Consider the following 19,850-nt stretch of genomic DNA (forward strand, 5'->3'; position numbering starts at 1 on the left):
GCAAAATAAAATGCCCGTGCGTGCGCGTCCGCGCGACCCTCGCTTCACCGCGGGTGATTGTTTTTCACTGTCCCGCGAGCCGAACCGGCTTTCCGGACAGTCTCTTCAAGAGAGTGTCATGTCTACCGCGTCCCACGCATCCCCGAGCGAATCAAAATTCCGGACCGTTTTCCGCGTCGTCAGCGGCAACTTCCTGGAAATGTACGATTTCATGGTCTACGGCTACTACGCTTCGGCGATCGCCCGGACCTACTTCCCGAGTAACAACCCGTTCGCTTCGCTGATGCTCACGCTGTCCGTGTTCGGCGCGGGCTTCCTCATGCGGCCGGTCGGCGCCATCATCCTCGGCGCGTACATCGACCATCACGGCCGCCGCAAGGGCCTCATGCTCACGCTCGGCCTGATGGCGTTCGGCACGCTCGCGGTCGCCGTCGTGCCGGGCTACGCGACCATCGGCATACTCGCGCCGGTGCTCGTGCTGATCGGGCGCCTGCTGCAAGGCTTCTCGGCGGGCGTGGAGCTGGGCGGCGTCTCGGTCTATCTCTCCGAGATCGCGACCAAGGGCAACAAGGGCTTCTACGTTTCGTGGCAGTCGGGCAGCCAGCAGGTCGCCGTGGTGTTCGCCGCGCTGCTGGGCGTGGTGCTGCATCGCCTGCTGCCCGTCGAGCACATGACGAACTGGGGCTGGCGCGTGCCGTTCCTCATCGGCTGCCTGATCGTGCCGTTCCTCTTCATCATTCGCCGCTCGCTCCAGGAAACGGAGGAGTTCGCGAAGAAGAAGCATCGGCCGTCGATGGGCGAAATCATGGCGTCGATGGCGCAGAACTGGGTCATCGTGATCGCCGGTATGGGCATGGTCATCATGACCACCGTGTCGTTCTATCTCATCACCGCGTATACGCCGACCTTCGGCAAGGAAGTGCTCCGGTTGAGCGAACTCGACACGCTGATCGTGACCGTCTGCATCGGCTTGTCGAATCTGTTCTGGCTGCCGGTTTCCGGCGCGGTCTCCGACCGTGTGGGCCGCCGCCCGATGTTGATCACCTTCACCGTGCTCACGATCCTCACCGCGTATCCGACTGTGCAGTGGCTCGTGGCCGAGCCGTCGTTCGGCCGCCTGCTCACGGTCGAACTCTGGCTGTCGTTCCTCTACGCCTGCTACAACGGCGCGATGGTCGTGGCCCTCACCGAAGTCATGCCCGCAGACGTGCGCACCGCCGGTTTCTCGCTCGCCTACAGCCTCGCGACGACGATTGGCGGTTTCACGCCGGCGATCTCGACGTTCCTCATCCACGTGAGCGGCAACAAGGCTGCGCCGGGCGCGTGGATGGGCGTGGCGGGCGTGTGCGGCCTCATCGCGACGCTAGTGCTGTATCGCACGCCGGAAGCGCGTAATCAGTACAAGGCGGCTTGATCGATCGATCCGCTAATCGCTGGCAGAAGGAACGGGGCGCTCAGTTGAACTGGGGCGCCCCGTTTTTTTCTTTGTGCCGCTCACGCGTCGCGCAGTTCGCGCGCGACCGTTTCCACGACTTGCGCCCATGCGTGCGGGCGCGGTTGACGCACGAGCCGCGCGCGCGGATACCAGGGGCTTTCGTCGGTGCCCGCGAACCAGCGCCAGTCCGCGGCGAACGGCAGCATGACCCAGAGCTTCGCGCCAAGCGCGCCCGCGAGGTGGGCGATCGAGGTATCGATCGACACGACGCCATCCAGGCGCTCGATCACGGCTGCGGTATCCGCGAAATCCTGGAGCTTGCCGCCCAGGCGGTGGATCGAGCGCGCGCGCGGATGCGCGTCGAGCGCCGCATGTTCAGCGGCGCTGAGGTCGGGTTGCAGCACGATCCAGTCGATACCGTCGAGCGCGAAGAGCGGTTCGAGCGCGGCCAGCGCAATTGCGCGGTTCTCGTGCTTCTGGATGCGTCCGGACCACGCGAGCCCGATCTTGCGGCGCGCCTGGCCGCCCAGCGAACCGCGCCATTTGCGCCCATAGGCCGCGCTGGCCTGGAGGTAGGGCGTGCGCGCGGGCAGCGTGTCGAAGGTCGTGCCGAGCGCGAGCGGCAGCGAGAGAAGGGGGCAATGCAGGTCGGCGACGGGGCGCGGGGCGCCTTGCTCGACGAGCGTGACGTGCCAGGCTTGCGCCGCAGGCGCTAGGAGCGGCACGAGCGCGCGCTGCACTTCGAGCACGACGCGCGCGTTGCCCGAGTGCGCCGCGGCTGCGGCAACGAGCGGCACGAAGCGCACGAACTGGAGCGTGTCGCCGAAACCCTGCTCGGCTTCGATCAGCAGCGTGCGGCCGTTCAGCGGTTCGCCGTGCCAGCGCGGCAGCGGGCCTTGCGTCGGGTGCGGCGCAACGGCTGCAAGCGGCGCGTAGCCCGCGCCACGCGGCGCGTTGGCGTGGGCTTCGTCGCGCGCAGCCGGATCGAGCCGCCATTCGTACTCGGGCAGTCCGCGCCGGAAGTCGCCGAGCGTGAGCCACGTGAGCGCGCGATTCAGATGCGCGGCGGCCAGATCGGGGCGCACGCGCAGCGCTTCGTCGAAGGCGCGCAGCGCGGCCGCATGCCGTCCGAGCGCGTGATGCGCCGCGCCGAGCGCGAGCCACGCGAGCGCGAACTTCGGATCGAGGCCGATCGCGCGCTCGTAGGGTCCGATCGCTTCGTCGTGACGGCCGAGCGCGGCAAGCGCGTTGCCGAGTCCGAAAAGGGCCGGCGCAAAGTGCGGCTGCAGCGCGAGGGCCGTTTGAAAAGCGGCCACGGCCTCCTGATGATGGCCGGTCGCATCGAGCGTATTCGCGAAGTTGAAATGCGCGGCGACGAAGCGCGGCTGCGCGCGCAGCGCCTTCTGGAAATGCTCGACCGCGCTCGCGCTGTCGCCCAGTGCGTTGAGCGACATGCCGAGGTTGTTGTGCGCGCCCGCGTGGCCCGGGCGGATCCTGAGCGCGCGGCGAAACGAGTCGGCGGCTTCGGCATGGCGGCCGAGCGCGTGCAGCGCGTTGCCGAGATTGTTGTGCGACGAGGCATCGCCGGGCTGCAGGCGCACGGCCTGGCTGAACGCGTACATCGCGTCTTCGTGGCGGCCGATCGCCGCGTAGGCGTTGCCGAGGTTGTAATGCGCGAGCGCAAAGGCGGGCGCGAGCGTGAGCGCGTTGCGAAAGCGCTCGATCGCGCCTTCCAGCTCGCCGAGCGCCTTGAGCGCGTTGCCGAGGTTCAGTTGGAGCGCGGCGTCGTCGGGGCGCAACGCGACCGCGCGGCGCACGAGGTCCGCGGCTTCGGCGTGCTGGCCTCGCTGATGCCGCAGCACGCCGAGCAGATGCAGCGCATCGACGTGCACGGGATCGGCGGCGAGCGTCGCGCGGTAGTCGCGCTCGGCGTCGTCCAGCCGACCGTCGCGATGTGCGGCGTACGCGCGGACAAAAAGCTGTTCCATGACTGAAGAAGCAAAACGATCAAGACACAAAGGCGGCATTTTCCCACACTCGCGGACCCGCTCCCGAGTTGACCTGGAATCCGTTGCTGAACTAACATATGAACATCTATTCATATGTAGCGTATCGATCATGACCCCGGTTTCCGATGACGAGCGTGTCGTACCGCTCGCCGACCTCTTCCGTTTGCTCGGTGACGCGACGCGCCTGCGCATCGTGCTCGCGTGTGTTCAGGACAGAATCGCGGTGGGCGCGATTGCCGACGCGCTCGGTTTGTCGCCTTCGCTCGTGAGCCACCATCTGCGGCTGCTGCGCGCCGCGCGCATCGTGCGCGCCGAGCGCGAGGGCAAGCAGGTGTTCTATGCCGCCGCGGACGCCCATATCAGCGCGATGATCGCCGCCATGCTCGAGCACGTGGCCGAGCCCCCGGCGCAATGGCAGGAGGGGGCATGAGCGGCGCCGATCACCACCACGACCACGCGCACGACCACGCCGACGCCCATGCGTCCCACGGCCACGCGCACGCACACGGCCACCATCACCATCACCATCATCATGCGCCGGCCGCGGGGCATGGCCGTGCGTTCGCGATCGCGGTCGCGCTGAACGTATTCATCGTCGTCGTGCAAACGGTGTACGGCGTGCTCGCCCACTCAACAGCGCTGCTCGCCGACGCCGGCCACAATCTCTCCGACGTGCTCGGTCTGCTGCTCGCCTGGGGCGCCGCATGGCTCGCGACGCGCCGTCCCTCCGCGCGTTTCACGTTCGGATTCGGCAGCTCGTCGATCCTCGCCTCGCTCGCCAACGCGGCGCTTCTCCTGCTCGCGTGCGGCGCGATCCTCGCGCAAGCGCTTGGGCGCCTGTTTCATCCGACGCCGGTCGCGGGCTTCGACGTGTTCGTCGTGGCGACCATCGGCATGGTGGTCAACGGTTTTTCAGCGTGGCTTTTCATGCGCGGGCAAAAGGACGACCTGAACATTCGCGGCGCCTTCCTGCACATGGCCGCCGACGCCGGCGTGTCCGCGGCCGTGGCCGTGAGCGGTCTGCTGATTCTCGCGACCGGCCGGAGCTGGATCGATCCGCTCATGTCCATCGCGGTCGTGCTCGTGATCCTGTACGGCACCTGGGGGCTGTTGCGCGAGTCGGTGCGCCTCGCGCTCGCCGCAGTGCCCGCGAACGTCGACATCGTGCGCGTGCGCAGCTTCCTTTCGCAGCAGGAAGGCGTAGTCGACGTGCATGATCTGCACGTCTGGGCGCTTTCGACCACGGGCTGTGCGCTTAGCGCGCATCTCGTGATGCCGGCGGGGCACCCGGGCGACGCCGCGCTCGATCGTATGGTCGAGTCGCTCGAAGTGCGCTTCGGCATGCGGCACGTCACGCTGCAGGTGGATCTCGGCACGAGCGAGCATCGCTGCGCGCTGGATATGCCGGACGGCGCGCATCGGCACGCACACTGATGCGCGGCAATTTGCGCCGCGACCTGGCGAGCCATTCGCGCGGCTTTTGATGCGCTGCCGCGCGACCGCTTAAAGCGCCAGCGATACACTACGTATCGTGTCGAGCGCATGGAGGTTTTGCATGGCCGTGGCTTCTTCTCTCGCGCCCGTTCTCATCGTGGGCGCGGGACCCACCGGGCTCGCTGCCGCGATGAGTCTTGCGCGCGCGCATATCCCCGTGCGGCTGATCGATCGCGCGCCGCAGCCGGGCCGCCACTCGCGGGCAATCGGCATCCAGGCGCGCACGCTCGAACTGTTCGAGCAGCATCGCATCGTCGAGCCGTTTCTCGAACTCGGCCACCGCGCGCATATCGCGAATCTCTATTCGAACGGCCAGCGTCGCGCGCGGCTCGACTTCGATCCGCTCTTCACGCGTTATCCGTATCTGCTCTTCATCGAACAGACCGTCACCGAGCGCATTCTCACGGCGCATCTCGCAACGCTCGGCGTGGAGATCGAGCGCGGCTGCGAGTTGCTGGAGTACACGCAGGGCTCGGCTGGCGCGAGCGCGGAAGTGCGCCGCCCCGACGGGCGTCTGGAATCGCTGCGCTGCGCTTACGTGATCGCCGCCGACGGCGCGCATAGCACCGTGCGTCATCGCCTCGACATGAAGTTCGACGGCGAGACGATGACGCAATCGTTCCTGCTCGCCGACCTGAGCGCGACCACGCCCTGGCCCGACGACGAGTTTCATATTTTCGCTTCGGGCGATGGCCTCGCCGCGCTCTTTCCGTTCGGCCACGGCCGCTATCGCCTGATCGCCGATCACAAGGCCATGTTGCCCGCCGCACCCGAAGGCACGACTCCCGTGCCGACGCTGGAAGAATGCCGCGACATCGTTCTGCAGCGCATGCATCACCCGGTATCGGTTTCGGACATGAGCTGGGCTTCGTACTTCAGCGTGAACAGCCGCATGGTGCGGCAACTGCGAGTGGAGCGCACGTTCTTTGCCGGCGACGCCGCGCACGTGCACAGCCCAGCAGGCGCGCAGGGCATGAACACGGGCATTCAGGAAGCCTTCAATCTGGGCTGGAAGATCGCGCGCGTGCATGCGCGCGGCGCGCCCGAGCGCCTGCTCGACACCTATCACGCGGAGCGTTATCCGATCGAGCGTCTGGTGCTGCAGCAGACGAGCTTCATGACGCAACTGGTGGAGGCCGATCACGGTCCGCTCAAGCTGCTGCGCGAGCGCGTGATGCCGGCGCTCGTCGCGCTCGGGCCGCTGCGCGATGCGGCGCGCCAGGCGGTGAGCGAGCTGTCGATCCAGTATCGCCGCAGCCCGCTCACGCTCGAACGTGTGCTGGACGGCGGCCCGCGCGCGGGCGAGCGCGCCCCGGACGCATTGGTGCGCGTGGTGGACGGTCCGCTAGGCAAGGCGCCGGGAAAGGGGCGCATTTTCGATCTGCACGATCCGGCGTGTTTTTCGCTGTTTCTGCTGGTGGAAGGCGATACCGATCCCGCTGGCGCCGCTGCAAGGAATCACGCTGAAGTGAGCGCCACGCTCGGGCGATTCGCCGAAGCCGTCGAGCGGCTCTTTCCGCAGGCGCTAAGGGTCTGGTGGATCGCCGATCTCGTCAACGGCGAGACGCCGCTGGCGGGCGAGGGCGCGGCCTCGCTGAGCGAATCGTACGGGCGCACGCGGCCCGGTTTCTATCTGGTGCGGCCCGATGGCTATATCGGCGCGCGGGGTCGTCCCGCATCGGACCTCAATGCGCTGCTGCGCCACTGCGAGACGTGGTACGCGGCAGCGGGATTCGCGCAGGCGCCGCCGGCCTGAGCCGTGCGGCGCCGTGCATTTCGTATGACGGGCCGGCCTGGGGCGCCTCAAGCCGCCGCAGGCAGCAACGTCTCTCGATGCTTCGTGAGCGACGCGAGCACGATCTCCGTGAAGCCCGCCTGCTCGCCTTCGCCATCGAGCGCCGCGAGCAGCGTGCGGCGCATGCGCGGCTCCCAGAACTTGCGGATGTGCTCCGCGATGCCCGTGAGCGCTTCTTCGCGATCGGGTAGCGAGTCGAAGAACATGCCTATCTGGTTCGCCATTTCGATCAAGTGGTCAGCTTTCATCGCCTTATTTCCCAGAGGTTGTAAGCGGTTCGCGCTTGCTCAGCAGTTCGAGCTGGGTCGTGTTGAAGCGCGAATATTCGCGCTGCCACTCCGAAGGCTGCTGCACGTGGCTGACCTGCACGGCCGTCACCTTGTACTCGGGGCAGTTCGTGGCCCAGTCGGACGCGTCCGTGGTGATGACGTTCGCGCCCGATTCGGGGAAGTGGAACGTCGTGTAGACCACGCCCGGCTGCATGCGCGTGCTGACCTTCGCGCGCAGCACCGTGTGCCCCGCGCGCGATTCGATGCCCACCCAGTCGCCGTCGCGAATGCCGCGGTCTTCGGCGTCCACCGGATGAATCTCCAGGCGGTCCTCTTCGTGCCAGCGCGAGTTCTCGGTGCGGCGCGTTTGCGCGCCCACGTTGTACTGCGAGAGGATGCGGCCCGTCGTGAGCAGCAGCGGGAAACGGCGCGTGACCTTTTCCGGCGAGGCGATGAACTTCGTGATCACGAACTTGCCCTTGCCGCGCACGAATTCGTCGATGTGCATGATCGGTGTGCCGTCGGGCGCTTCGTCGTTGCACGGCCACTGGATGCTGCCCATCTCGTCGATCCTCCTGTACGAGACGCCGTGGAACGTGGGCGTGAGGCGCGCGATCTCGTCCATGATCTGCGACGGATGCGTGTAGTCCATCTCGTAGCCGAGCGCGCGAGAAAGCAGGATCGTCACTTCCCAGTCCGAATAGCCGGCGATCGGCGGCATGACCTTGCGCACGCGCGAGATGCGGCGCTCGGCGTTGGTGAACGTGCCGTCCTTTTCGAGGAACGACGAGCCCGGCAGCAGGACGTGCGCATACTTCGCCGTTTCGTTCAGGAAGATGTCCTGCACGACGATGCATTCCATCGACGACAACGCGGCCGCCACGTGCTGCGTGTTCGGGTCGGACTGGACGATGTCCTCGCCCTGGCAGTAGAGGCCCATGAAGGTGCCGTCGAGCGCCGCTTCGAACATGTTGGGAATGCGCAGGCCCGGCTCGCTTTGCAGCGCGACGCTCCAGGCGTCTTCGAAGAGCGCGCGCGTCGTGGCGTCGCCCACGTGGCGGTAGCCCGGCAGTTCGTGCGGGAAGGAGCCCATGTCGCACGAACCCTGCACGTTGTTCTGGCCGCGCAGCGGATTCACGCCCACGCCTTCGCGGCCGATGTTGCCCGTGGCCATCGCGAGATTCGCGATGCCCATCACCATCGTCGAGCCTTGCGCGTGTTCCGTGACGCCGAGACCGTAGTAGATCGCGGAATTGCCCTGGCGCGCGTAGAGACGCGCGGCGGCGCGGACCTGCTCGGGCGGCACGCCGGTCACTTCGGCCATCGCTTCGGGCGAGTTTTCCGGCAGCGAGACGAAATCGCGCCATTGCTCGAAGGCGCGCGTTTCGCAGCGTTCGGCCACGAACGCTTCGCTCACGAGCCCTTCGGTAACGATCACGTGCGCGAGCGAGTTGATCATCGCGACGTTGGTGCCCGGGCGCAGTTGCAGATGATGCTCGGCTTTCACGTGCGCGGTGTCGACGATATCGATGGCGCGCGGATCGACCACGATCAGTTGCGCGCCCTGGCGCACGCGGCGCTTCAGGCGCGAGCCGAACACAGGGTGGCCGTCGGTCGGATTCGCGCCGATCACCATGATGACGTCGGCGTGATCGACGGAAGCGAAGGTTTGCGTGCCCGCCGATTCGCCGAGCGTCGTCTTGAGCCCGTAGCCGGTGGGCGAGTGGCATACGCGTGCGCAGGTGTCGACGTTGTTGTTGCCGAACGCGGCGCGCACGAGCTTCTGCACGAGATACGTTTCTTCGTTCGTGCAGCGCGACGACGTGATGCCGCCAATCGAATCGCGCCCGTGCTTCGCCTGGATGCGGCGGAACTCGCTCGCGGCATAGGCAATCGCTTCTTCCCAGCTCACTTCGCGCCAGGGGTCCGTGATCTTCGCGCGGATCATCGGCTTCTTGATGCGGTCCTTGTGCGTGGCGTAGCCCCACGCGAAGCGGCCCTTCACGCAGGCGTGGCCTTCGTTTGCCTGGCCGTTCTTGTGCGGGACCATGCGCACGACTTCGTTGCCCTTCATCTCGGCCTTGAACGAGCAGCCCACGCCGCAATACGCGCAGGTCGTCACGACCGAGTGCTCGGCCTGGCCCAGCATCACGACAGTCTTTTCCTGCAGCGTCGCGGTCGGGCACGCGGCCACGCAGGCGCCGCACGAGACGCACTCGGAGTCCATGAACGCTTCGCTCGCGCCCGCGGCGACGCGCGATTCGAAACCGCGCCCGGCGATGGTCAGCGCGAACGTGCCTTGCGTCTCTTCACACGCGCGCACACAGCGATTGCAAACGATGCACTTGGAAGGGTCGTAGGTGAAGTACGGATTCGACTCGTCCTTCTTGTCCTTCAGGTGATTTGCGCCGTCAAAGCCGTAGCGCACTTCGCGCAGGCCCGTGACGCCCGCCATGTCCTGCAGTTCGCAGTCGCCGTTGGCGGGGCAGGTGAGGCAGTCGAGCGGGTGATCGGAGATGTACAGCTCCATCACGTTGCGGCGCAGCTTTTGCAACTGATTGCTTTGCGTGCGCACCTTCATGCCCGCTTCGACGGGCGTCGTGCACGAAGCGGGATAGCCGCGGCGGCCTTCGATTTCGACGAGACACAGGCGGCATGAGCCGAACGGTTCGAGCGAATCGGTGGCGCAGAGCTTGGGCACGTTGATGCCGGCCTCGATGGATGCGCGCATCACCGACGTGCCGGCCGGGACCGTGACGGACTGGCCGTCGATTTCGAGTGTGACGTCGATATCGGCGTGGACGAGCGGCGTGCCGTAATCGGTGTCGTCGAGGGGCGAGCGCTGCTTCATCGCAGCGGACTTGCAGGCGCAATTGCCGGAACCGCAACCACCGGCTTGGGACATGAGCGTGTCGGACATGGTGGTTCCTCGTTCAGGCGTTCGCCGCGGGCTGCGCGACAGATTCGAGACCGAAATCTTCAGGGAAATGGTTGAGTGCGGAGATCACAGGGTAGGGCGTCATGCCGCCCATCGCGCAGAGCGAGCCGGACACCATCGTCTCGCACAGGTCGCGCAGCAGCGTGACCTGCTTTTCCGACGTGTCGCCCTTGCGGATCTTCGCGATCACCTCGACGCCGCGCGTCGAGCCGATGCGGCAGGGCGTGCACTTGCCGCACGATTCGAGCGTGCAGAACTCCATGGCGTACTGCGCGAGTTCGGCGAGATTGGACGTGTCGTCGTGCACGACGAGGCCGCCGTGGCCCACGACCGCGCCCACTGCAGCATACGCTTCGTAGTCCATGGGAATGTCCCACTGGCTTTCGGGCAGATAGGTGCCGAGCGGTCCGCCCACCTGCACGGCGCGCGCCGGACGGCCGCTCGCGGTGCCGCCGCCGTAATCGACCATCAGCTCGCGCAGCGTCACGCCGAACGCAAGCTCTACGAGGCCGCCGCGCGCGATGTTGCCCGCGAGCTGGAACGGCAGCGTGCCGCGCGAGCGGCCCATGCCGAAGTCCTTGTAGAACGCCGCGCCCTTCGCGAAGATGATCGGCACCGTGGCGAGCGTGATGACGTTGTTGATGACCGTGGGCTTGCCGTAGAGACCGGAGAGCGCGGGCAGCGGCGGCTTCGCGCGCACGATGCCGCGCTTGCCTTCGAGCGATTCGAGCAGCGCCGTTTCCTCGCCGCACACATAAGCGCCCGCGCCCTTGGCCACGAACAGCTCGAAGCGCTTGCCGCTGCCTAGCACGTCGTCGCCGAGCCAGCCTGCTGCGCGTGCGCGGCGAATGGCTTCTTCGAGCGCTTCGATCGAATGCGGATATTCGCTGCGCACATAAATATGGCCGACGGTGGCGCCCACCGCGATGCCCGCGATCGTCATGCCTTCGATCAGCACGTACGGATCGCTTTCCATGACGAGGCGGTCGGAGAAGGTGCCCGAATCGCCTTCGTCGGCATTGCAGACGATGTACTTCTGGTCGGCTTGCGCATTCGCGACCGTGCGCCACTTGATGCCGGCCGGGAACGCCGCGCCGCCACGGCCGCGCAGGCCCGACTCGACGAGCGCTTCGCAGATCGCGGCGCCGGTCATCGTCAACGCATTGCGCAAACCTTCGAGGCCGCCGTGGGCGACGTAATCGTCGGTCGACAGCGGATCCGTGATGCCGATGCGCGCGAACGTGAGGCGCTGTTGCTTGCGCAGATACGGAATCTGCTCGACGAGCCCGACGCCGCGCGCATGCTGGCCGCCTTGCAGGAAGCCGGCATCGAATAGCGCGCCGACTTCTTCGGCTTCGACGTTCGCATAGCCGACGCGGCCATCGGCCGTTTCGACTTCGACGAGCGGTTCGAGATAGAGCAGGCCGCGCGAGCCGTTGCGCACGAGTTCGATGCTCGCGCCGCGCGCCGCGGCTTCGCGTTCGATGGCTTGGGCGACGGCATCCGCGCCGAGCGCGAGGGCCGAGGAGTCACGGGGAACGTAGACGCGTGTCATGCGGCCTCCTCGGTGCGTACGGTGGCGAGCGCGGCGGCGTAGAGCTTGTCGAACTTTTGCGGGGTCACTTTTGCGTGCAACGTGCCGTTAATCATCATGGCGGGCGAGAGCGCGCATTGGCCAAGGCAATAGACGGACTCCAGCGCGAGCGGACCTTCATGCGTATGCGCGTGTTCGGCGTCGTGGCCGTGCTGACCGAACCGGCAGCCGGTATGCGCCTCGACGTGCTGCGCGAGCGCCTCGCTGCCCATGCTGCGGCACGCCTCGGCGCGGCACAGTTGGACCGTGACCGGCGCGGGCGGCGCGGTGCGGAAGTGATGGTAGTAGGTGATCACGCCGTGGACTTCGGCGCGCGAAAGATTGAGCGCCTTCGAGAGCGGCACGACCGTGGCCGGCGGTACGAAACCGACTTCGTCCTGGATCGCATGCAGGATCGCAAGCAGCGTGCGGCCTGGTTGCGCGTGACGCTGGACGAGGTCGCCCGGCGCGCTAACGGTTGTCTCTTCCATCATGGGGCATCTCCTGGGCATATATGCACTTGTTATTCATAAAGTGTGCATCTATGCTGCGGTTGTCTTGTTGTCTGACCGAACAATAGGCCCATGGAAAGGCGGACGCAATAGGAAGGAAAATTTCATAATGATCAAGGTCGAGTGCCACGCGCAGCTAGTCGTGCGCGACGCGGAAGGCCGCGAGGCAAGCCTGACGGACGTTGTGCCGTTGCTTGCGCTTGTCGCCGAAGAAGGAAGCATTGCGCAGGCTGCGCAGCGTAAGGGTTTGTCCTATCGCCATGCGTGGGGCGTTTTGCGTGAAGTGGAGGAGCGCCTGGGCGGCGCGTTGATCGCGAAGGCACGCGGCCGCGGCTCCGTGCTCTCTGAACTGGGCGAGGCTGTGCTGCGCTCGCAGCGCCTGTGCGGGGAACGGCTGCAGGGCAACCTGGAGGCGCTGGCGAGCGAGCTGGCGAGCGACCTGAACCGCTGGCTCGCGCCCGCCGCCCAGGATTTGCGCATTCATGCTTCGCACGGTTACGCGGTGGCGGCGCTCGTGACGGCGCTCGTCGCCGACCAGGTGCCCGTGGAGATCAAGTACCGCGATAGCGTCGATGCGATTACGGCGCTCGCGCGCGGCGAATGCGATCTCGCGGGCTTTCATTTGCCGCGCGGCGACTTCCGCGCCGCCTGTGCCAACGCTTACCGTAGCTGGCTCGACCCGCAACGGCACGTGCTCATCCATCTCACGCAACGCAAACAGGGGCTCTTCGTCGGGCGCGGCAACCCGAAGCACGTCACGGGCCTCGCCGACCTCGCGCGCGGCGATATCCGCTTTGTGAACCGGCAGCCCGGCTCGGGAACGCGCATGCTGATCGATCTGCTGCTCACGCGCATCGGCGTCGATCCTGAGCGCGTGAACGGCTACGCATCGTCGGAACTTACGCATTCGGCGATCGCGGCATTCGTGGCGAGCGGCATGGCCGACGTGGGGTTCGGCGTCGAACCGGCGGCGCACCATTTCGGGCTCGATTTCATCGAAATCGCGGACGAAGACTACTACTTCGCGTGCGATCGCGGTCATCTCGCGCATGGGCCGCTGGCGACGGTCCTGTCGTTGCTGCGCGGCGCCGGGTTCCGGGCTTCGGTGGCGCAGCTCGAAGGCTACGATCCGGCGGCGTGCGGCGACGTCGTGGAACTGGAGGCAGCGTGGGGCGGACCGCGCGAGGGCGAGCCGTCCGCGTTGTAATAGAAGGCAATGCGTTCGCCGGGCTGCAGCCCCAACTACGCTGCAGACTGACGCGCTTTTTGTGATACTTTCAGTTTCTATTCGCTCTCACGTTTCAGATGCGCGCCCGTCGCGCCGATCGACCATGAAATTTGCCCTCAAAATAGGTGCTGCGGCCGCTACGGCTGCAGTGTTGCTGGCTACGTTCAATCTTGCCTTTGCGCAGAATTCCCCCGGTTTGCCGGGCGGCATCCTCGACGATCAGTTCAAGTTCAACGAACATCCGCAAATGCAGTTCGCCGCTTCGGCGCCGTCAGGCAAGTATCAACATGGCAAGCCGACGGCCGCACGCAAGCGTGGCGATCTGGGCGACCCGAATGGCTGTAACTTGCAGTGTCCGCAGGACAATTGATGAGGTAGGGCGGCGGGATTAGTGGCGCTGCTGCCTGCGGGATAAAAACTCGCGAGAGCCGAACCGGCTGTCGCGAGTTTTTTTGTGTGTGCGTAGGGTGCGGAAAAGCAAAAAGCCCCGACGGCCTTGCGGCGCCGGGGCTTGAGTCCGCTCGTCGTGGACGAGGGAAGATGTCTGGTGGAGCCGGCGGGAATCGAACCCGCGTCCAGAAGCAGTCCATAACCAGTTCTACATGCGTAGTTCTGTCATTTGATTTAACCGGAGCGACGCGGACGAACACGCTGCGCTACGGCGATTCACTAGATTTTCGACCTTGGCGTCGTGACGCCACCAAGGCTTAACTGACGTAAATGACCTCTGGCGGTATTGCTACCGGTCTTGCGACACTAGCCCGTCAGTGAGCCAGGCAGAGGACGGCGGCCCTTAGGCTGCCAGTGCGAACGTTTCGTCGTTTGCAGTTACGTTTTTCCCATTGATTAACGAGGTGACGGGTCCTCGGCATGCCCTGATTACTTCATAACCCCTGTCGAAACCAGGTCGGCCCCAGAGGAAGGAACAATTATCACATAGTTCGCCATATGAGGCGAACCTCGCCCGGTTCAAGGGCGCGCGGCGCCTGCTCGCGGACAAAAGCCGCTTCTGCCTCGCCTCAGACCGGCTTGCCGATATGCCGAAGCAGGGCAAACAGCGCCGCCGTCGTGTCCGCGAGATATTGCGCATTCCACTGCGAAGGCGGCGCGTCGTTGCCGCAGTAGCCGTAGGCGGCGGCGATCGTCGCCATGCCCGCGGCGGCGCCCGCCTGCACGTCCCGCAGATCGTCGCCGACATACACCACGCGTTGCGGCGCCACGCCCAGCGCCTGCGCGGCGTGCAGCAACGGCGCCGGATGCGGCTTGGAATACGGCGTGGTATCGCCGCTCACTACGCAGCTCGCGCGCGTGTCGAGATGCATCAGCTTCACGAGCGGCTCGGTGAGGCGCGCGACCTTGTTCGTCACGATGCCCCAGCGCACGCCGCGCGCGTCGAGGTCGTCGAGCACCGCGTCGATCCCGGCGAAGAGCACCGTTTCCACGCGCAGATTCGCCGCGTAGTTGGCGAGAAACTCCTCGCGCATGGAGGCGAACTCGCGATCGTCGGGGCCAATTCCGAATGCGCCGCCAATCAGGCCGCGCGCGCCTGCCGAAGCGAGCGGGCGCAGCTTCTCCAGCGGCGCGGGCGCGAGGCCGCGCGCGTGGCGCATCTGGTTGACTGCGGCGGCGAGGTCGGGGGCCGTATCGGCGAGCGTTCCGTCGAAGTCGAACAGTACGGCGTCGCAGGCGGCAAGCGCTGCGCCGCTGTCCGCGGTAGAAGGGGCGTTTATCTGTGAATTCATGTCGGGAAACGGTGGCGCGGCGCGCCGTCAGGCAGGAAACAGGCAGGAAATGCCGCCGGAGCAGGGGACCCGGCGGCGACGATCGCGCGAAACGCCGTCAGGCTTCGCGCCGGCAGGCGATCATGTAATTGACGCTGGAATCGTTCGAAAGCGCGAAATGCCGCGTGAGCGGGTTGTACGTAATGCCCTTGATTTCGGCGACGCTCATTCCGGCATCGCGCACGAACGCCGCAAGTTCAGACGGGCGGATGAAGCGCGCGTAGTCGTGCGTGCCCTTGGGCAGCATCTGCGCAATATATTCCGCGCCGATCACGGCGAGAAGATACGACTTCACGTTGCGATTGAGCGTGGAAAAGAACACCCAGCCGCCCGGCTTCACGAGCGTGGCGCAGGCCTTCACGACCTCGGCGGGCTCCGGCACGTGCTCGAGCATTTCCATGCAGGTCACAACGTCGAACGACGCGGGTTCGCGTGCGGCGATCGCTTCGGCGGCGATCAGTTCGTAGTCCACCGTCACGCCGCTCTCCAGGCTGTGCAGATCGGCTACGCCGAGCGCCTCGCGCGAAAGGTCGATGCCCTTCACGTTCGCGCCAAGTCCCGCCATCGATTCCGAGAGGATGCCACCCCCGCAGCCGATGTCGAGCACCCGCCTGGACGACAGATGCGCATGGCTGTCTATCCAGCTCAGGCGAATGGGGTTGAGTTCGTGCAGCGGCTTGAATTCAGCGTTCGGGTCCCACCAGCGATGAGCGAGATCGCTGAATTTCTGCAGCTCGTGGGGATCGGCATTCGTCATGTCGTGGCAGCCTGAAGCGCGGTGCGGGTCGGAAAGAATAAACCCCGAGTATATAGGCGGGTGCACAGGGCGGCAAAATGCCACGCAGCGCCGTCAACCTTTCCGGGACCTTGAAACCGCGCGAAGACAGGCGAAATGAAAGAGGGGAGAAGGATCGTGCGCGGGATAAAAAAAGCCCCGCCGAAGCGGGGCTTTTGAGACTTGCGGTCGAAAGCTCGCGATTACTGCTTTTGCGTGCCGACGACTTCGACTTCCACGCGACGGTCCGGTGCGAGGCAGGCGATGAGAGCCTTGCGGTTCTTCTGGTTGCAGCCCGTCGTAACCGGGTTGCGCTTGCCCTTGCCTTCCGTGTAGATACGCTCTGCCGGAACGCCCTTGCTGACCAGGTACGACTTGACGGCTTGCGCGCGGCGCAGCGACAGACGGTCGTTGTAGGCAACCGAGCCGATACGGTCGGTGTAGCCCGTCGCGACGACGACTTCGAGGTTCAGAGCCTGGATCTTGCTTGCCAGATCGTCCAGCTTTTCCTTGCCAGCCGGCTTCAGGATAGCCTTGTCGAAGTCGAACAGGGCGTCAGCCTGGTACGTGATCTTCTGGCTGGTGATGGCCGGAGCGACCGGAGCGACCGGCGGCGTCGGTGCCTGGGCGACCAGGGCGCCATCGCACTTGGCGTTGGCGGTGGCCGGCGTCCAGAATGCATCGCGCCAGCAAAGCTCGTTCGTGCCGTTCATCCACACGTATTCGCCGGTACCATTCACCCAGTTGTCATTGACGGCTTGTCGCGACGCCGGCACCGATTGTGCCTGAGCGGATGCAGCCACAACTGCGGTAGCTGCAATGAACGCGAGCTTTGAAAGTTTATTCATATTTCTCCTCTCGAAATTGAGATTACCGCAGGTTTACTGCGAGCCATATGACGAAGACAAGTCATACATTGCTCGAAGTATAACATTGGCAAGTTGTGGGGAACGCTTTGCGTTGTGTAGACTTCGAGCAGTGTCTAACTTTGTGCGTTGGCATTTTGCCATATCGTTCCCGTCCTACGATAAAAAAAATCCGCCCCTTTCACTGCGGCTGGCCGAACGTGGTACGCCCGCAACAAAAAAGTTCCCGTTATTTTACCTGGTAGTGCGCCTGGGTAGGCGGTCTGCAACACATTGTCATCCAAATCGTTGGCGATGCATCTAATTCCGGTTCGCACTGCGGCATTTGCGCCACGCTCAAGCGGCTTTTGAGCGCTTCGGCGTCACCCCTCTAATAGGTATACGCAGGCGCCGGGCGAGACTGTCGTGCATGGTAGAATCGCGTGATGCGCTGCGTCCGCGGCGTCCATGCGACAGATGGGCGTTTCACGGTGACACCGGCGACCTCTACCCGCTCCGTTGGGCGAGGCGCTAGCACACCGCGTGCCCAATTAAGACATCGATAATGGATCAATTCGCCAAAGAGACTCTGCCAATCTCCCTCGAGGAGGAAATGCGCCGCTCGTATCTCGATTACGCGATGAGCGTAATCGTCGGGCGAGCACTTCCGGATGTTCGTGACGGCCTCAAGCCTGTCCACCGGCGCGTGCTCTACGCGATGCACGAGCTGAACAACGACTGGAACCGCGCTTACAAGAAGTCGGCGCGTATCGTCGGCGACGTCATCGGTAAGTACCACCCTCACGGCGACACGGCCGTCTACGACACCATCGTGCGGATGGCGCAGAACTTCTCGCTGCGCTACATGCTGGTCGACGGTCAGGGCAACTTCGGCTCCATCGACGGCGACAACGCCGCCGCCATGCGATACACCGAAATCCGCATGGCGAAGATCGGCCACGAACTGCTGGCCGACATCGACAAGGAAACGGTCGACTTCGGGCCGAACTACGACGGCAGCGAAAGCGAGCCGCAAATTCTGCCCGCGCGCATTCCGAACCTGCTGATCAACGGGTCGTCGGGTATCGCGGTCGGCATGGCCACGAACATTCCGCCGCACAATCTCAACGAAGTTGTCGACGCTTGCCAGCACCTTCTGAAGAGCCCCGAAGCAACGATCGACGAGCTGATCGAGATCATCCCCGCGCCCGATTTCCCGACCGCCGGCATTATTTATGGCGTCGCCGGCGTGCGCGACGGCTATCGCACCGGCCGCGGCCGCGTCGTGATGCGCGCGGCCACGCACTTCGAGGAAATCGATCGCGGTCAGCGCATGGCGATCATCGTCGACGAACTGCCGTATCAGGTGAACAAGCGTTCGCTGCTCGAACGTATTGCCGAACTGGTCAACGAGAAGAAGCTCGAAGGCATTTCCGATATTCGCGACGAGTCCGACAAGAGCGGCATGCGTGTCGTGATCGAACTCAAGCGCGGTGAAGTGCCCGAGGTCATCCTCAACAATCTTTACAAGGCGACGCAGCTTCAGGACACCTTCGGCATGAACATGGTCGCGCTGGTGGACAACCAGCCGAAGCTGCTGAACCTGAAGGAAATGCTCGAGCATTTCCTCTCGCATCGCCGCGAAGTGCTCACGCGCCGCACGGTGTACGAACTGCGCAAGGCGCGCGAACGCGGCCACGTGCTCGAAGGTCTCGCCGTTGCGCTCGCGAACATCGACGATTTCATCGAACTCATCAAGGCCGCGCCCACGCCGCCTATCGCGAAGCAGGAGTTGATGAACCGCTCGTGGGATTCGTCGCTCGTGCGCGAGATGCTCACGCGCGCGGAGCAGGACAACGCGGCGGCGGGCGGGCGCGAAGCTTACCGTCCGGAAGGGCTGAACCCGCAATATGGTATGCAGGCCGACGGCCTCTACCGTCTGTCCGACACGCAGGCGCAGGAAATCCTGCAAATGCGCCTCCAGCGCCTGACGGGCCTGGAGCAAGACAAGATCATCGGCGAGTACCGCGAAGTCATGGCGCAGATCGCCGACCTGCTCGACATTCTTGCGCGCCCCGAGCGCGTAACGACCATGATCTCCGACGAACTCACGTCGATCAAGAGCGAATTCGGCGATGCCCGCCGCTCGAAGATCGAAATGAACGCGACGGAGCTGAACACCGAAGATCTGATCACGCCGCAGGACATGGTCGTGACCATGTCGCACGCCGGTTATGTGAAATCGCAGCCGTTGTCGGAATATCGCGCCCAGAAGCGGGGAGGTCGCGGCAAACAGGCGACTTCGATGAAGGACGACGACTGGATCGACACGCTCTTCATCGCCAATACGCACGACCACATCCTGTGCTTCTCGAATCGCGGCCGCGTGTACTGGGTGAAGGTGTATGAAGTGCCGCAGGGCTCGCGCAATTCGCGCGGCCGCCCGATCGTCAATATGTTCCCGCTGCAGGACGGCGAGAAGATCACGGTGGTGCTGCCGGTCAAGGAATTCTCGGCCGACAAGTTCGTTTTCATGGCCACTGCCCTGGGCACGGTCAAGAAGACGCCGCTCGAAGCCTTTAGCCGTCCGCTGCGCAAGGGTATTATTGCGGTCGGCCTCGACGACGGCGACTACCTGATCGGCGCCGCGATCACCGACGGCGAGCACGACGTGATGCTGTTCTCGGACGCCGGCAAGGCCGTGCGCTTCGACGAAAACGACGTTCGCCCGATGGGCCGCGAAGCGCGCGGCGTACGCGGCATGCAGCTCGAGGACAACCAGCAGGTCATCGCGCTCCTCGTGGCGGGCGACGAGCAGCAGTCGGTGCTCACCGCGACCGAGAACGGCTACGGCAAGCGCACGCCTATTACGGAGTACACGCGCCACGGCCGCGGCACGAAGGGCATGATCGCGATCCAGACTTCGGAGCGCAACGGCAAGGTGGTTGCGGCCACACTCGTCGACTCCGAAGCGCAGATCATGCTGATCACCACTACGGGCGTTTTGATTCGCACGCGCGTGTCGGAAATTCGCGAAATGGGCCGTGCAACGCAAGGTGTTACACTCATCAGCCTTGACGAAGGTACGAAGCTCTCCGGGCTGCAGCAGGTTGCCGAAGCGGACGCAGAGGCGGACGCCGAAGGTGAGGGCGAACCGGCCGAAGGCGAAGAGTGAGGCGTCATCCGGGCCCGCAGA

General features: G+C 65.0%; 15 protein-coding genes and 1 other RNA gene. 7 read left to right on the forward strand and 9 right to left on the reverse strand.

What is annotated here, in order from left to right; genetic code table 11:
* Positions 1-118 precede the first annotated feature (118 nt).
* On the forward strand, positions 119-1,414 hold the full coding sequence (locus U5768_RS27335) for an MFS transporter (RefSeq protein ID WP_322033490.1): 1,296 nt from the start codon (positions 119-121) through the stop codon (positions 1,412-1,414).
* An 80-nt stretch (positions 1,415-1,494) separates the two neighbouring features.
* Here U5768_RS27335 and U5768_RS27340 read toward each other — a convergent pair whose 3' ends face one another.
* Entirely contained in the window at positions 1,495-3,423 is a 1,929-nt protein-coding gene (locus tag U5768_RS27340; RefSeq protein ID WP_322033491.1) for a tetratricopeptide repeat protein, read from the reverse strand.
* A gap of 130 nt (positions 3,424-3,553) precedes the next feature.
* On the opposite strand from U5768_RS27340, the gene U5768_RS27345 reads away from it, so the two are divergent.
* The 3 genes from U5768_RS27345 to U5768_RS27355 all read left to right on the forward strand — a co-directional run bounded on the left by U5768_RS27345 (position 3,554) and on the right by U5768_RS27355 (position 6,694).
* Complete coding sequence (locus U5768_RS27345) at positions 3,554-3,874, forward strand: metalloregulator ArsR/SmtB family transcription factor (protein WP_322033492.1); 321 nt, start codon at positions 3,554-3,556, stop codon at positions 3,872-3,874.
* Positions 3,856-4,878, forward strand: coding sequence for a cation diffusion facilitator family transporter (locus U5768_RS27350; RefSeq protein WP_415913978.1), 1,023 nt, complete (start codon positions 3,856-3,858; stop codon positions 4,876-4,878). Before U5768_RS27345 ends, U5768_RS27350 begins: the two co-directional genes overlap by 19 nt.
* A gap of 121 nt (positions 4,879-4,999) precedes the next feature.
* Positions 5,000-6,694 carry an FAD-dependent monooxygenase gene (locus U5768_RS27355; protein ID WP_322033494.1) on the forward strand — a complete coding sequence of 565 codons (1,695 nt, stop codon included), beginning with the start codon at positions 5,000-5,002 and terminating at the stop codon, positions 6,692-6,694.
* A 47-nt stretch (positions 6,695-6,741) separates the two neighbouring features.
* Here the strand turns inward: U5768_RS27355 and U5768_RS27360 are convergent, their stop codons facing one another.
* Genes U5768_RS27360 through U5768_RS27375 form a run of 4 tightly spaced genes read right to left on the reverse strand, consistent with a single transcriptional unit; the run spans position 6,742 to position 12,004 of the window.
* A complete protein-coding gene (locus U5768_RS27360) occupies positions 6,742-6,981 on the reverse strand; it encodes a formate dehydrogenase subunit delta (RefSeq protein ID WP_322033495.1) in 240 nt (79 codons plus the stop codon).
* Positions 6,982-6,985: 4 nt separating this feature from the next.
* Positions 6,986-9,922 carry a formate dehydrogenase subunit alpha gene (fdhF, locus tag U5768_RS27365; RefSeq protein WP_322033496.1) on the reverse strand — a complete coding sequence of 979 codons (2,937 nt, stop codon included), beginning with the start codon at positions 9,920-9,922 and terminating at the stop codon, positions 6,986-6,988.
* 13 nt (positions 9,923-9,935) lie between these two features.
* Positions 9,936-11,495 (reverse strand): formate dehydrogenase beta subunit, encoded by a 1,560-nt coding sequence (locus U5768_RS27370; RefSeq protein WP_322033497.1) that lies wholly within the window; start codon positions 11,493-11,495, stop codon positions 9,936-9,938.
* Entirely contained in the window at positions 11,492-12,004 is a 513-nt protein-coding gene (locus U5768_RS27375; protein ID WP_322033526.1) for an NAD(P)H-dependent oxidoreductase subunit E, read from the reverse strand. Before U5768_RS27375 ends, U5768_RS27370 begins: the two co-directional genes overlap by 4 nt.
* A gap of 130 nt (positions 12,005-12,134) precedes the next feature.
* Here U5768_RS27375 and U5768_RS27380 point away from each other — a divergent pair, with 130 nt between their 5' ends.
* Both U5768_RS27380 and U5768_RS27385 read left to right on the forward strand, forming a co-directional pair.
* Positions 12,135-13,232 (forward strand): substrate-binding domain-containing protein, encoded by a 1,098-nt coding sequence (locus tag U5768_RS27380; RefSeq protein ID WP_322033498.1) that lies wholly within the window; start codon positions 12,135-12,137, stop codon positions 13,230-13,232.
* 124 nt (positions 13,233-13,356) lie between these two features.
* Positions 13,357-13,623 (forward strand): hypothetical protein, encoded by a 267-nt coding sequence (locus tag U5768_RS27385; RefSeq protein WP_322033499.1) that lies wholly within the window; start codon positions 13,357-13,359, stop codon positions 13,621-13,623.
* 175 nt (positions 13,624-13,798) lie between these two features.
* Here U5768_RS27385 and ssrA read toward each other — a convergent pair.
* The 4 genes from ssrA to ompA all read right to left on the reverse strand — a co-directional run bounded on the left by ssrA (position 13,799) and on the right by ompA (position 16,657).
* Positions 13,799-14,168: a transfer-messenger RNA gene (gene ssrA / locus U5768_RS27390) on the reverse strand.
* A 104-nt stretch (positions 14,169-14,272) separates the two neighbouring features.
* Entirely contained in the window at positions 14,273-14,995 is a 723-nt protein-coding gene (gene gph, locus U5768_RS27395; RefSeq protein ID WP_322033500.1) for a phosphoglycolate phosphatase, read from the reverse strand.
* A 97-nt stretch (positions 14,996-15,092) separates the two neighbouring features.
* Positions 15,093-15,791 (reverse strand): bifunctional 2-polyprenyl-6-hydroxyphenol methylase/3-demethylubiquinol 3-O-methyltransferase UbiG, encoded by a 699-nt coding sequence (gene ubiG, locus U5768_RS27400; RefSeq protein WP_322033501.1) that lies wholly within the window; start codon positions 15,789-15,791, stop codon positions 15,093-15,095.
* A 221-nt stretch (positions 15,792-16,012) separates the two neighbouring features.
* Positions 16,013-16,657 carry an outer membrane protein OmpA gene (gene ompA / locus U5768_RS27405; protein WP_322033502.1) on the reverse strand — a complete coding sequence of 215 codons (645 nt, stop codon included), beginning with the start codon at positions 16,655-16,657 and terminating at the stop codon, positions 16,013-16,015.
* 562 nt (positions 16,658-17,219) lie between these two features.
* Here ompA and gyrA point away from each other — a divergent pair.
* On the forward strand, positions 17,220-19,829 hold the full coding sequence (gyrA, locus tag U5768_RS27410) for a DNA gyrase subunit A (protein ID WP_322033503.1): 2,610 nt from the start codon (positions 17,220-17,222) through the stop codon (positions 19,827-19,829).
* Positions 19,830-19,850 lie beyond the last annotated feature (21 nt).

This window comes from Paraburkholderia sp. J76 (assembly GCF_905220295.1).
GTDB lineage: Bacteria > Pseudomonadota > Gammaproteobacteria > Burkholderiales > Burkholderiaceae > Paraburkholderia.